14 protein-coding genes are annotated in these 13,815 nt (G+C 59.5%); all 14 read right to left on the bottom strand.

From position 1 onward, the window contains the following. Window positions 1-2: 2 nt before the first annotated feature. Window positions 3-821, bottom strand: coding sequence for a 3-methyl-2-oxobutanoate hydroxymethyltransferase (locus FIV03_RS20620; RefSeq protein WP_152510802.1), 819 nt, complete (start codon window positions 819-821; stop codon window positions 3-5). Window positions 822-854: 33 nt separating this feature from the next. After that, window positions 855-2,042, bottom strand: coding sequence for an FAD-dependent oxidoreductase (locus tag FIV03_RS20625; RefSeq protein ID WP_152510803.1), 1,188 nt, complete (start codon window positions 2,040-2,042; stop codon window positions 855-857). Window positions 2,043-2,045: 3 nt separating this feature from the next. Beyond that, complete coding sequence (locus FIV03_RS20630; protein WP_152510804.1) at window positions 2,046-2,825, bottom strand: TIM barrel protein; 780 nt, start codon at window positions 2,823-2,825, stop codon at window positions 2,046-2,048. A 4-nt stretch (window positions 2,826-2,829) separates the two neighbouring features. After that, a complete protein-coding gene (locus FIV03_RS20635; RefSeq protein ID WP_152510805.1) occupies window positions 2,830-3,141 on the bottom strand; it encodes a MocE family 2Fe-2S type ferredoxin in 312 nt (103 codons plus the stop codon). A 21-nt stretch (window positions 3,142-3,162) separates the two neighbouring features. Continuing rightward, window positions 3,163-4,233 (bottom strand): fatty acid desaturase, encoded by a 1,071-nt coding sequence (locus FIV03_RS20640; protein ID WP_152510806.1) that lies wholly within the window; start codon window positions 4,231-4,233, stop codon window positions 3,163-3,165. A 5-nt stretch (window positions 4,234-4,238) separates the two neighbouring features. After that, window positions 4,239-5,195 carry a sugar phosphate isomerase/epimerase gene (locus tag FIV03_RS20645; protein WP_152510807.1) on the bottom strand — a complete coding sequence of 319 codons (957 nt, stop codon included), beginning with the start codon at window positions 5,193-5,195 and terminating at the stop codon, window positions 4,239-4,241. After that, window positions 5,192-6,196 carry a Gfo/Idh/MocA family oxidoreductase gene (locus FIV03_RS20650; protein ID WP_152510808.1) on the bottom strand — a complete coding sequence of 335 codons (1,005 nt, stop codon included), beginning with the start codon at window positions 6,194-6,196 and terminating at the stop codon, window positions 5,192-5,194. Before FIV03_RS20650 ends, FIV03_RS20645 begins: the two co-directional genes overlap by 4 nt. 103 nt (window positions 6,197-6,299) lie before the next feature. Next, the gene (locus FIV03_RS20655; RefSeq protein WP_152510809.1) at window positions 6,300-7,127 is read right to left on the bottom strand and encodes an ATP-binding cassette domain-containing protein; all 828 of its coding nucleotides are present in this window, start codon (window positions 7,125-7,127) and stop codon (window positions 6,300-6,302) included. A 10-nt stretch (window positions 7,128-7,137) separates the two neighbouring features. Next, window positions 7,138-8,226, bottom strand: coding sequence for an ABC transporter permease (locus FIV03_RS20660; RefSeq protein WP_083660834.1), 1,089 nt, complete (start codon window positions 8,224-8,226; stop codon window positions 7,138-7,140). 100 nt (window positions 8,227-8,326) lie between these two features. Beyond that, entirely contained in the window at window positions 8,327-9,280 is a 954-nt protein-coding gene (locus FIV03_RS20665) for a substrate-binding domain-containing protein (RefSeq protein ID WP_152510810.1), read from the bottom strand. Window positions 9,281-9,489: 209 nt separating this feature from the next. Then, window positions 9,490-10,521: an ABC transporter permease gene (locus FIV03_RS20670; RefSeq protein ID WP_152510811.1), complete on the bottom strand. Its 1,032-nt coding sequence runs from the start codon at window positions 10,519-10,521 to the stop codon at window positions 9,490-9,492. 10 nt (window positions 10,522-10,531) lie between these two features. Then, window positions 10,532-11,551 carry an ABC transporter permease gene (locus FIV03_RS20675; protein WP_152510812.1) on the bottom strand — a complete coding sequence of 340 codons (1,020 nt, stop codon included), beginning with the start codon at window positions 11,549-11,551 and terminating at the stop codon, window positions 10,532-10,534. Window positions 11,552-11,661: 110 nt separating this feature from the next. After that, window positions 11,662-12,618 (bottom strand): substrate-binding domain-containing protein, encoded by a 957-nt coding sequence (locus FIV03_RS20680; protein WP_286202312.1) that lies wholly within the window; start codon window positions 12,616-12,618, stop codon window positions 11,662-11,664. A gap of 177 nt (window positions 12,619-12,795) precedes the next feature. Next, window positions 12,796-13,815, bottom strand: coding sequence for a sterol desaturase family protein (locus tag FIV03_RS20685; protein ID WP_152512013.1), 1,020 nt, complete (start codon window positions 13,813-13,815; stop codon window positions 12,796-12,798).

Raw genomic sequence — 13,815 nt, forward strand, 5'->3', positions numbered from 1 at the left:
GATCAGCTCCTGACCGTCTTGAGAAACGTGTCATATTCCGCATCGGCCATCGCGACAGTGTGCTCGGATGCCGGATAGGCGCCGGAATGAACATCGCCGATGAATTCCTTGAAGGCGGCGACACGCTCCTTCTGCAGACGTTCAAATTCGACCGCGAAGTTGCGATAGGTCTTGGCATGACGCGGTTTGTGACCTGCGGTATGACCGAGAACGTCTTCCGTGAAGAGATACTGGGCATCTGCGCCGGGGCCGGCTCCCATGCCCAGCATGATCATCGAGGTGTTTGCGGATATCCATGCCCCGACCCGGTCGGGAACGACTTCCAGTTCGGCTCCGAAACAGCCGATGGATTCCAGCTTTTGGACCTGCTGCCAGACAGACGCGGCTTCTCCGGCTGTCTTGCCGACGGCCCGGAAACCGGTCCAGGTGATGTAGGACGGGATCAGCCCGACATGGGCGACGATAGGAATATGGTTGTCGCAAAGTACTTTCTGGACATCGAAGGAAGCCGCGCAATAGAAGCAGTCTCCCCCCATCGACGTGAAGTGATAAGCTGCCTGGAGATAGTCTTCCGCAGTTGCCAGGTGGCGGCCGTCGAACGTGCCCCAGCCGCCATAAGGTAGGCCGACCTGGACAAAGCAGCGGCCGGCTGCCTTGCGCATCTCGGGTGAAAAATACTTGCCCTCGATCGACAGCATGTCGATACCGGCTTCATCGGCCGCCGCCGCCTCTTCCAGCGTTGTGACGTAGAGCATGGAGAGCTTTTTGCCCGCGGCCTTTTTCGCGCGGATATCGGCAACTGTGGTTCTGTTGCGGTCCATGACGGGAATTCCCCTTTTTCTTGGGCTATGTGCTCAGGCGGCCCTAAGCAGGCTCTTGAGATTGACGGTGGGATCGGAAAAGGCGCTTTCATCGAGCAAAGCGCCCCGGTCGATAAGCTTTTCCGCAAGCTTGATATCCTTGGCGATCGCGTTGCCGCTGCCGATACCGGCGACAGCTATCAGGCGGCCTGAGGCATCGGCCTGGAACAGCACGAAGGCGTTGTCGCTGATGTTCCGGCGCACCGAGGCGGAAGAACTATCGAAAAGACCGGCAACCTGGAGGGAAAGATCGTATTGGTCCGACCAGAACCAGGGAATGCGTGCGTAGTCCGATGTCTCACCCAGCATCGCTGCGGCGGCATGTGCACCCTGTTCCTGGGCCGCCTGCCAGCTTTCCAGGCGTACATTTGCTCCTGCCCAAGGGAAATTGCAGCAGTCACCAGCGGCGAAAACGTCATTGGCTGATGTCCTGAAACAGGCATCGACCCGAATACCGTTGTCGACTTCAAGACCTGCCGCTTCTGCCAGTGCAGTGTTGGGCAAGGCGCCGGTTCCAGCGATCACGAGGTCAAAATGAATTTTGGTGCCGTCCTTGAGCGTGATCGACCCGGTATCCGCAGAAGCGACCTGTGCCCCTGTGCGCAAATCGACACCTTCGCTCAGGTGCCGCCCATGCACGACCTCGGCGATCGCCTCAGGAACGGCCCGGCCCATGAGCCGGGGCGCCGCCTCTAGCACCATGACATCTGCCCCGGCCTGCCGGGCGGTCGCTGCCAGTTCCAAACCAATGAAGCCACCGCCAATGATCCCGACCCGCTTGCCCGGCTCAAACCGGGAAAGGATAGTGCGGGCATCGTCCATAGTGCGCAGCGTCAGGCAATTCTCCATGCCCGGAAAAACCCGGGGTCGGGCCCCGGTCGCGATCAGCAGTTTGTCGTAGCCGAGTATTTCACCACCAGTGAGGCTCACTGTTTTGGAATTTGTATCGATCACCTCGACCTGCTCACCAAGTCGAAGATCGATGGCCTTGTCCGTATAGGCCTCTTGGCTTCTGATCAGCTTGGGCTCGAGCAACCGATCCTTTGAAAGCGGCGGCCGCTCATAGGGAAGCACCGCTTCGGCACTGATCAATGTGACCAAGCCTTCATAGCCCTTGCCTCGCAGCTCGAAGGCTGCCCGTACACCACATTCGCCTGCGCCAATGATGACGATACCGCTCATGACTTACACCGTGAATGCTGACCGGAAGGCATGAAGCGCCTTCTCCGGGTCGCCGGCGGCAAAGGCTTCCAGACCGACCGGACCTCGATAGCCCATGTCGTTCAACGCCTTGGCAACGCCGGCATAATTGATTTCGCCCGTGCCCGGTTCGCACCGGCCCGGATTGTCTGCTACCTGCACTTCTCCGATCCACGGCAGGCACTTCTCGCACCAGCGGATCAGGTCCCCTTCCCCGAGCTGCGTGTGATAGAGGTCGAGATTGATGCGGAGTTGTGGACGGTCGACGGCAGAAACCAGCGCGAGCACGTCTTCAGTCGTGCCGAATGGGCAGCCCGGATGATCGAGCAGGTTGAGGTTTTCCAGCGTGAAAACCACCCCCTCCTCTTCAGCAAGGTCGCAGATACGGTTGAGCGTGTCCCTGGCCTTCAGCCACATCGCCCCAGTCACAACATCCGTTTGCGCGATCGGTATGCCACCGTCCCCCAGGCCCGTTCCGTGAAGGTTGAGCCGGTGCACGCCGAGCCGCTTGCCGATTGCAGCCGTTTCTCGCGCCGAGCGCAGCAGCGTGTCGGCACCTTCATTGTCCGCAAGACGCCCCTCGAGATAGCCGTTCATGATGGTGAACGTGGCACCGGATCTCTCCAGCGCATCCAGGTCGTGGTCCGGCCAGTTCCACAGGCCGACACCAAAGCCGAGTTCGGTGAGGTGTCTGCAGCGCCATTCCATAGGTTTGTCGCGCCAGATCATTTCCGCACAGGCGGCCAGTGTGAAGGGTTGTTTCATCGAACTAGATCTCGATCAATACCCGGCCATCTTCGACCTTGACCGGGTAGGTATGGAGGTTTTCACAGGCAGGTGGGGTTTCGACCTCGCCTGTGGTGAAATCGAAAATGCTGGAATGCTTGGGACACTCGATGGTGTTTTCCATCACCAGACCGTCCGCCAGGTGTACGTCCTCATGAGTGCACAAGCCGTCGGTGCAGTAGTATTCGTCCTTGTCATTGCGATAGATCGCGAAGGTCCGGCCTGCGTGATCGAACCGGATGGCTTCCTCTGCGTCGATGTCATCGGCGGAGCAGGCATCAATCCATTGGCTCATGGTGTCATCCCTCGTGTTTTTTCAAGCTGCGGAAACGGTCGCAGGCGGGTGGTCTTGATAAGGTGCGGCGGAGCCTGGCAGAGGACGCCGAATGTGAAAGTCCGGGTTGGTGCGCTGGCGCAGCAGCGCCGGCCACATTTCGCGGAACCCTGCGGCAATCGACCGACAGGGTTTGGGGAGATCGAACGCTATCTCCTCGTGAAGTTCGGGAAGGCGGAAGTAGGGAACGAGCGGAAACATGTGATGTTCCACGTGGTAGTTCATATTCCAGTAGATGAAGCGGCTGACCGGGTTCATCAGGACCGTTCGGCTATTGAGGCGATGATCCGTGACGTTGTCTGCCAGCCCGCCATGCTGCAGCCAGCCGCACATCACCATGTGCCAGCAACCGAAAAGCCTGGGCAGACCGATAAGCATGAGCGGCAGGATCGACCCCATCGCGATTGCGCTGGCAAGTGTGGCGGCGTAGATCGACACCCAGATCCGAGCGGTCATGATGACCGATCTGTAGGAGCTTTCCGGCATGTAGGTCGCTTCATCCGGCAGGATCCGCCCCGATGCGTGGACGCACATCCGCTTCAGGCCGTCCCAGACGTCGGTCAGGCCAACCAGATTGGCGACGATCTTCAAGATGTCCGTCGGTCGCATGATCGCGATTTCCGGATCCCGGCCAACGATGATCGTGTCGGAATGATGCCGGGCATGACTGAACTTCCAGCAATGGGGATCGCGTATCATGCAGAAACAGGCGATCTGGTAGACCAGCCTGTTCATCCAACGGGTGCGGAAAGCGGTGCCATGACCACATTCGTGCCAACGGCTGTCCATGGCAGAGCCATAGAGCACACCATAGGCAAGCCAGAACGGGATCGACCACAAGCTTGGCCAAAGAGCGATCCCGCCAGCAGCGAAGCCAATCATCAGCGCAAAAAGCAGAACCGTGTCCCGGATTGCGGGCTGGTCGGCGCGCTGCATCAACGCCTTCATGCGCTTCTTGGGCACCGGGGTCCGGTACCAGTTCATCGTGACCAGGCCTTCCGCTACGGCGCGGTCGGCGTCCGGTCCCACGAGGCTGTAGTCACGGGTCCGCATCGTTCTCAGATCTCCTGCGGCTTGAAGTCGGACGGAGAAACCGGCATCACGCCTTTCAGAAGCACGACCGATTTCTCAAGCCCTTCCAGAGAGTTGAGGAGAACATCCTCGTGCTCGATGGAGAGCCAACCGTCGTAGCCGGCCATCTTCAGTCGGTAACAGAACTGCCGCCACCATTCCTCGCCATGGCCGAAGCCGAGCGTGATGTAGGACCAGCTACGTGCCGGAATATCCATCAGGCTGCCGTTTTCCAGCAGCGAGGTGACAGCCTGAACCGGTGCGTTCAGCAGCGTGTCCTTGGCATGGACGTGATAGATCGCGTCGCCGAGGGCTTCAGCTGCGACAAGCGGATCCGCGCCCATCCAGAAAAGATGGGACGGATCGAGGTTCGCCCCGATGACCGGACCGATTGCATCGCGCAGCTTCAGAAGCGACGGCACGTTGTAGACGCACTGGTTGCCGTGAAGCTCCAGGGCAATGCGCTCAACACCGTGCTCCTTCGCCAAAGCTGCAATCTCGGTCCAGAAAGGCAGCAACACGTCTTCCCACTGGTAACGCAGGATGGTCTGTGTTTCCGGAGGCCAGGACGACACAACCCAGTTCGGCATCCTGTCCGCAGCGCTGCCCGCCGGCAGGCCGGACATGGTGCAGACGGTCTTGATGCCCATGGCGCCCGCGATACGGATTGTGTCCTTCAGGCACTGTCCCTGTTCCGGCTGGGTCGGATGCAGCGGATTGCCGTTGGCGTTGAGGCTGATGATCTCCAGACCTGTGTCGGCAAAAGCCTTCAGGAAGCTCTTCTGCTTCTCAGCGTCCTTCATGGCAGCAAGGTCAAAGTGCGGTGCCGTTGACCATCCACCGGTATTCACCTCGATACCGGAGACCTCCATTCTGGACGCGTTGGCGAGCAGATCCTCGAAGGACATGCCGCCCAGACTGTCGGAAACGAACCCAAGTTTCATGCGTAGAACTCCGGCTTGGCAATCATCTGAACGGGCGCTCTTTGGCCTGCCTTCAGCGCGGCCACGCCCGCTGTGGCAACAACCGCTGCGGCGTAGCCGTCCCAGCAGCTCGATGCGATTTCGGGGAACCGGCCCGTTTCGACGAATTTCAGGAAATCCCGGTTCTGGCGGCGGTAGGCCTCGCCGTAGCGCGGACGCCAGTCCGGGGCGTAATGAGTGCGGGACGTCAGGGCGATGTCGAGCCGGGAATGCACCGGATCGGCGAGAGAAATGGCAGCCTTTTCACCCACCAGCTCCGCGCGCACGTCATAGCCGTAAGACGCGTTGTTGTTGATCTCGATGTTGACGAGCTGACCGGCCGTGGTTTCGACCACCATGAAGACCGGTCCGACCTTTCCGCCGGCTCCCTTGGGCGCGAAGGTGGATATGCCGACATACTCGGTGCCCAGCACAAAACGGGCGACATCGAATTCATGCGGGGCGGAATTGGTGATCGCCATATCCGCCGTGAAATCCGCTGCAGGGGTTTCCACGTTGCGGTGGAAGTTGTGCATCATGATCGCCTGGCCAAGCGTTCCGGTCGACAGCGCCTGCTTCATTTCGGCATAGGACTGGTCGTAGCGGCGCATGAAGCCGAGCTGCACGAATTTTTCGCCGGCTGCCTGTTCAGCTTCCATGACCTGAAGACACTCGGCGGAAGACTGAGACAGAGGCTTTTCGCACAGCACCTTCTTGCCCGCCCTGATGCAGGCGAGACTGAGCGGTGCGTGGGTGAAGTCCGGGCTCGCAACGATTACGGCATCGACATCACTGCGGGCAATCACGCTTTCCGGGTCGGTGGCGACATCTGCGGCACCGAGGCTTTCGGCAACCTTTCGTGCGCGTCCTTCGTCCATATCGCAAACAACCTGGAGCGTTGCTCCAGTGAGATCTTCAGCCACAATTCTGGCATGGTCGGCACCCATGAGGCCCGCCCCGATAACGGCAATTCGCGTTGTCATCTTGGTTCTGCTTTTAGCGTTGAGGTCTACCGGCGGCCTGCGGGATAGACAGGCCGCCGGCGGGAGGAGAAAGAAGGCCAGACAAACCTTCTTTCACATGATTTCATTCTGCCGCCGGTGGCGGTGGGTGGCCTTCGTGAGACTCCATGTAGCCTTCGATGCTGGCCTCGAGGTCTGCCATGGACTCACCGCCTGCCATCAGGTCCGCGATCTGTTCGCGGGTCTTCTCACCCTTGCGGAAATCAGCGGCAACAGCACCGCGAATGAGAACCGCGAAGTGATCGCCGACCGCCATGGCATGCATCACCTGGTGGGTGATAAAGATGACCGCGAGGCCACGTTTCTTGGCTTCGTTGACAATGCGCAGGACGTGTGCGGCCTGCTTGACGCCAAGTGCTGCCGTCGGCTCGTCCAGTATGAGGACTCGTGCCCCGAAATAGACAGCCCGTGCGATGGCGAGCGACTGGCGTTCGCCGCCCGACAGACCACCGACCAGACGGTCGCCATCCGTAATCCGGGTGATGCCGAAATCCTGCACCGACTTGACCGCCACCTCATTGGCCTTCTTCCGGTCGAACACCTTGAACGGGCCCCAGCCCTTGGTTGGCTCGACACCGGCAAAGAAGTTCCGCCCAATCGACATCAGCGGATAGGTCCCGCCGAACTGGTGAACGGTCGCGATCCCCATTTCCTGGGCATCTTTCGGCCGCGCGAAGTGGACCGGTTTTCCGTCCATCAGCATTTCGCCACGGGATGGCTGGTGCACGCCCGAGAGCGTCTTGATGAGTGTCGACTTGCCGGCACCATTGTCGCCGAGAAGGCAGAGGACTTCTCCTTCGTGCACTTTCAGGGAAATTTCGTGCAGGACGTCGATCGGGCCGAAGGACTTGTCGACGTTACGCATTTCCAGAACGGGTGTTTTGTCTGACATGGCTAGGTCCTCACTTTTTCTTTGTGGTCGACGCGCTCGTCGCCATGTTTCGGAACGTGTCGTTCATCAGGACTGCGATCAGAAGCATCACCCCGATGATGAGGTTCGACAGGTTTCGGTCAAAGGTCGTAAAGTTGATGCCCTGCTGGACGATCGCGAGCGTCGCGGTGCCGAAGGCAATGCCCAGGACGTTGCCGAAGCCACCGGTGAGAAGCACGCCGCCGACGACGACCGCGATGATCGTGTTGAAGATCATGGTGAATTGCGTCGTGGTGCTGGCGGAGTTCGACAGAATGGTTTCACTGATGCCGACAAGGGAGGCAGCCATTGCGGTCAGCATGAACAGGCCGATCTTGAGCTTGTCGATCGGGATACCGGCATTGCGCGCGCTGTCCTGGTCGCCGCCGAGCGCGAACACCCAGTTGCCCCAGGGCGAGACATGCAGGAAATAGTAGCAGGCGACGATCATCAGCAGCCAGATGAAGACCGAGCTTTGCACCCCTTGCCATAGCGTGATCGCGTTGTCGGCACCGCCAATCCGGAACGTGTGATAGGTGCCGAAGACAAATTCCGAGAGCCCATCGGTGTTGCTGTCTGGCAGGCCGAGCTGCGTGGTGTCCGTCAGCAGGATCGACAGGAACAGGGTCAAGCCGCCAACAGCGAAGAGCGTCGCAAGCGTGACGATCAGCGATGGCACTTTGGTCCGCGTTACCAGCATGCCGTTGATCCATCCGATGCCCCCTGCAATGAGCAAGGTAACCAGGATCCCGACCCAGATGTTCAGCCCATAGAACCCCACGGCAATTGCAAGTGAGATCTTGGCCGCCGGCACCATCGCACCGACGGAGATATCAAGCTCTCCCGCGATCATCAGAAAGCCGATCGGTATGGCGATGATGCCCACCGTCGATGCAAAGTTCAGCCAGCTGGCGGCTCCGAGAGGGCTGAGAAAATTACGATCCCAGCCGAAATAGCTGAAGAACAGGAAGATGATCAGCAGCCCGGCGAATGCACCGACTTCAGGACGGCGAAACAGTCCGAGAAGGTCGAAGCCGTCGAGGCTCGGCACCGAATTGTTGTTTTGTGTGGCGTCGGTCATTGTGTGTGTCCCTGCAGTGCTGCGGTGGACTGCCCGGCAAGCCGTGCATGAGTGTTCAGGCTTGCCCCGGCCGCTTGGTCCGGCCGGGGCTGTTCGAGTGTCAGCGTGCGCCGAGCTTGACGCCTTCCAGCGCGCTTTCGATGTTCGAAGCATCGACGATGGCCGGACCGGTGAGAACCGGATCGGTCGCGATTTCGGTACCGAACTTCAGATGCGCGAACAGCATCGAGGTGGCCAGGAAGCCCTGCAGGTAAGGCTGCTGATCGATGGCCATGGTCTGCTGGCCTTCAGCAATCCGCTCCAGAACGGCTGGGCTCATGTCGAACGTTCCGATCATCTGCTTGCCGCCGATCTGGCCGACAGCGTTTGCGGAAGCGTCAGATGCCCAGGCTGCGAGGTTGATGACGGCGTCGATGGACTGATCACCGATGAGTTCGGCCTTGATCGATTCCGCGGTACCGGTCACGTCACCGTCGAGATTGGCCGGAACGCGCAGGGTTGTTACCTTGGCACCTGCTTCGGACGCTCCGTCAGTCACGCCCTTGCAACGTGTTTCAAGGTTGACGGCACCAGGCACCTGAATGTGGCAGAGGATGTGTTTTGCGCCTTTTTCGGCCAGATACTTGCCGCCCGCGACACCCGCGACGTATTCGTCAGAGCCGAAATAGTTGATCGCACCGAGGTCGTCCTTGACGTCCTGACCGGCGTTGTACTGCATGATCACGATGCCCTGCTCGGCAGCGGCCTTCAGGGCCGGCACCTGTGCATCCGGTACCCAGACCGGAATGGCGATACCGTCAACGCCCTGCGCGACAGCCTGGTTGATCAGGGTTACAAGATCCGGGCCGAAATTGTCGTAGTTCGGGGTGCGCAGATAGTTGACCGTACCGCCGTTTGCCTCAACCATCAGCGTCGCATCGTCAACGCCCTTCTTGATCAGGTTGAAGAAGCCGTCTTCGATCGAACCTGCGATCACGGCGATGTTCTGCGCCATGGCGCTGGTTGACATCATGACGGCAACCGTTGCCGCTACAATTGTCTTTCCGAATTTCATTTTACTTCCTCCCATAGACCGTCGACTGACGGGGTCTTCTCCAGTGTTGGGTCGATATGGGCACCACCAGTTCCTCCCAGATGATGCCCGTTCCTTGCCTGTCCTTGCGTCCGGTTCGGCTGAGTTATTTGCGAACCCGTCAGTCGGTGCCAGGCAAATTCTTGGTCTTGTCACATCGCGTGTGCCCTGATCTTGTCCTCACACTTCAATCAGGCTTCCTTGACGATAGGTTTTGGCGCTTTTTCGCGTTTCTTCGCTCCGGGCGCATACGAGAGCGCAGCGCGCCGAAAAATCTCGTTCAGGGCAACCGCGAAAAGCAACATCAGGCCGACGATAAGGTTCGACCAGTTCCGGTCGATATCGGTGAAGTCGATGCCCTTGGTGACAATCGCGAAGGTGATCGTGCCAACGAAAACACCCGCGACCGAGCCGTACCCGCCGGTCAGAAGCACGCCGCCGACAACCACACTGACGATGATGTTGAAGATGTCGTTCATGCCACCCGAGACCTGTGCGGAGTTGAACAGGATTGCGTGGCACATCCCGACGAATGAGGCAGAGGTGGCGGTCAGAATGAACAGCAGAATGGTGATACCGTCGACCGGGATCCCGGCATTGCGTGCGCTTTGCCTGTCGCCGCCTATTGCGAAGATCCAGTTGCCGTATTTGGTCTTGTGCATCACGAACCAGAAGACGGCCGCGATAATCACCCACCAGACAATAACCACCTGATGACTGCCGCCGAACATCAGATGACCAAAGACTGTCTTGGCCCAGTCGGGGGCATTCAGCGGTACAGAAGCGCTGCCTGTGAGAAGTTTTGAGCCAGCCAGGACAATGCCTTGCATGGCCACCAGTGTAGCCAGGGTGATGATCAGCGTGGGCACAGTCGTGCGCACAGCGAGGACGCCGTTGATCGTTCCGACAATCACGCCGATGGCGAGCGCGCCAAGCACCGCGAAGATCATCGGCAGTTCGTAGTATCCGGAGATAATCGCCGTCGTCATCGCGCCGGCGGGGATCATGGCTCCGATGGAAATGTCGATCTCGCCGGAAATCATCAGCAGACCAACCGGGATCGCGACGATGCCGATACGCGCAGCGTAGTTCACCCAGCTCGCAGCGTTGAAGAGCTGTCCGAGATCGACACCGCCGATCACCACGTAGAAGGCGATCACACCGATCAGGCTCAGGATGGCGGCGGTGGCGGGTTTACGGAATAGGCTTGCGATCATGTCCATTGCTCAGCCCTCACTTCTTCTTCGCCGCCGCGCTCGTGGCGAGCGCTCGGAAGGTATCGTTGGACAGGACCGCCGCCAGCAGGAGGGCGCCGATGATGATCGAACCGATGTTCGGGTCGAGCGAGGCGAAGAAGATGCCCTGGTTGACGACTGCGAAGGTCATGGTGCCGAGCACGATACCGACAATCGAACCCGAGCCACCGGTGAGCAATACGCCACCAATCACCACGCACATGATCGAGTTGAAGATGAAGGCCTGTCCACCAGCGACCTGGGCAGTCTGATAGGTCATGACCTGCACGACACCGACAAAGGCAGCCGCAAATCCGGAAGTCATGAAGAGACCGATGGTGACCTTGCTGGTCGGTATTCCGGCATTGCGCGCACTCTCGCGGTCTCCGCCGATCGCAAACGCCCAGTTCCCAAGTGGGGAAACATGCAGGAAATAGAAAAAGACAGCGACGAAACCCAGCCACCAGAGGATTGCAACGTTGAACATGCCATTGATGAACTGGCCGAGCAGTGCCTTGGTCAGCGGGTCCGGGACGTAGGAAACGCTGGTAGAGCCACGGATCAGAACCGCGAAGCCGAGCGTCAGTCCCATGACCGCAAACATCACACCGATGGTGACAATCAGCGAGGGGATCGGCGTGCGGGTGACGAGAACGCCGTTCACGAAGCCGACCAGCAATCCGACGCCGAGGCCACCTGCGATCCCGACGAAAGCCGGCAGATCGTAGTGGCCAGACAGCATCGCCGTCATCATGGCCGACGCCGGCACGACGGATCCGACCGAGATATCGAATTCCCCGGCAATCATCAAAAGACCTACGGGAAGCGCGATGATGCCGACTTCTGCTGCAATGTTCAGCCAGCTGGACCAGCCGGGAGCACCCAGAAAGACGGGTCCGCCGAGAATGGCAAAGAAGGTGTAGACGACGACGAAACCGATCAGGGACCCGGTTTCGGGACGACGGACCAGCTGGCCTGGCGAAAACCCCTTTCCACGAGTTTGCGTTTGCGTCGACATCTTGAGCGTTTCCTGTCTGCGCCTGTTGTGCGATGGGGCCTGGCGCTGTTTGTTTTTTGATTTTTGTTGGGTCGCCCTGAAAGCGGGCGACCCGATCGTTCCTGAGATTCCTAGCGGGCGCCGGCTTCGACACCTGCAATGACCAGGTCAACGTTGCTGCTGTCGATGACGCCCGGACCGGTGAGAATTTCACGGGTCGGAATGGTCGTGCCGTACATGACGTGGTTGTTCAGGATCGACACTGCGAAGAAACCCTGCTGGTAACCTTGCTGGTCAATTGCGCAGGCTTGGGTGCCTTGCTGGATGTTGGCCAGGATAGAGTCGTTGAAGTTCATGCCGCAGACATGAACCTGTCCCTGCTTGCCAGCCTGCTGGATACCCGAGACAGTCGCGTTGGTATCGCCGTCGCCGATCGCGAACATCGCGTCGATGTCCGGGTTCTGCAACAGGTGCGCCCGCACGGCCTGGGCAACGGCAGTCGCATCGCCAAAGGCAGTCGCCGGCAGCTGCAGGACTGAACCGGTGCCACCGGCGGCGGCAAGGCCATCGTTGAAGCCGCTGCAGAACGCTTCGATATTGGCAGCCCCCGGCAGCGTGTTGACGCATGCGCCGTTCTTGTGGCCGGCCTTGCCGAGGTATTCCCCACCAGCATAACCGGATTTGTAATCAACGGCCCCGACATAGTTCATTGCACCCAGACGGTCGGCCGCCTCGATACCGCCCGCGTTGTAGATCACGAGCGGAATGCCGGCATCGACAACAGCCTTGAAAGCCGGATCCATGGCTTCAGGAACCCAGTCCGGACCAACAATCGCATCCGCCCCCTGATCGATCGCCTGGCGGATCAACTCAGCTGCATCCGGGCCAAGGTTGTCGTAGTTCTGCGGGCCAAGCCAGGTAACGGATCCGCCCTGGGCTTCAGCAACCTTGCCGGCGTCTTCCGCACCCTTTTTCACCCGTGACCAGAACGGATCGTCCGGCTTGCCACCAATGACGAAGATGTCCGCTGCGATTGCATTGGTGGCGATGATCGCGGTAGCGGCCGCCACCACAAAGGTCTTGATCAGTTTCACTTCAGTCTCCTCCCTAAAGCCTTTGGCGAACAGGTCTCCTCAGAGCTTGGTACATTTGGGCGACACCCTTGTTCCTCCCGGATGCGAGCCCTCTCAACTTGCTTCGATCACCTTCCGATCCATCGCTCGCGTCGCGAAACAACTGGCAGGTGCCAAGCAATTCCGTCTCGGCTATTCCGCCGGCACTTCCGTGTTGCGCTGTCTTGTCCGCGCTTTCTTCTGGCGAAAACGTTCCTTCATGCGCTCGTCGGCTTCCTTCGTACCGTCGTGCCAGGTACCGAACCATCGGTCCCAGGGCAGAACGCCGTCGTCGCAATAGTTCACCTCGAAGTACTTGTGGTGCAGGTAGTGCGCGTAGGCGTGGCTGTTGACGGCCGTTTCCTCGGTGACTTCCAGCTTGTCGAAGCCGATGTGTCCCACCACCGCGCCATAGGCTGCCAGGTTCCACTGCCAGACAACGACGAACGGGTTCGACCAGAGCACCAGGTGATAGAAGAGCGTTGCGAAATAGAGCAGACCTTCAACCTTATGCATCGACATGGACGACCACGGGCTCGGATTGATCGAGTTGTGGTGGACCGAATGAATCCAGCGGTAGAGCGGGCCCCAGTGAATGGCGCGGTGAATGAAGAAAAAGTGGGCTTCATGCAGAAGCGGCGACACCAGGATCATTGCAACGAACCAAACCGGGTTGCCGTCCAGGCTCACCATCGGCACCGCTCCGGAGGCAAACAGCCAGAGCACCAGAACCTCCACGGCTGTGCCGATCGGAACCGTCACGAGGATCGTGCGCAGGAAGTTGTCGAGGTTCTGGCTCTTGAACCAGAAAACGTCCGAGGGCTGTTCCGCCGGAAAGTTGCCGTTGTACTTGAAGCGTCTGGCCTGCTTGCGCTGAACGTAGTAGCGCAGTTCAAACGCACCATAGAAAAAGAAGATGCCGCCCATGTTCACGGCAAGAAGCGTCATCGTCCAGCCCCAGGAGAGGACCGACATCGCTTCTTGCGACGGCAGAACCAGGAACCAGTAGGCCAGCGAGATGGCGAAGAAGGTCAGGTTCCAGCCGCTCAGGTAATCCTTGAAGAACCGCAGCGCTGCCCTGAGGGTTACCCTACCGCTCCAGGGAAGCTTGAGGGCATCGTTCGGGCGCCAGTTGCCACGTTTGTCACGGGTGCCGAAATGAAGATCGTCCAT

The organism is Labrenzia sp. THAF187b, assembly GCF_009363375.1.
Classification (GTDB): Bacteria; Pseudomonadota; Alphaproteobacteria; order Rhizobiales; family Stappiaceae; genus Roseibium; species Roseibium algicola.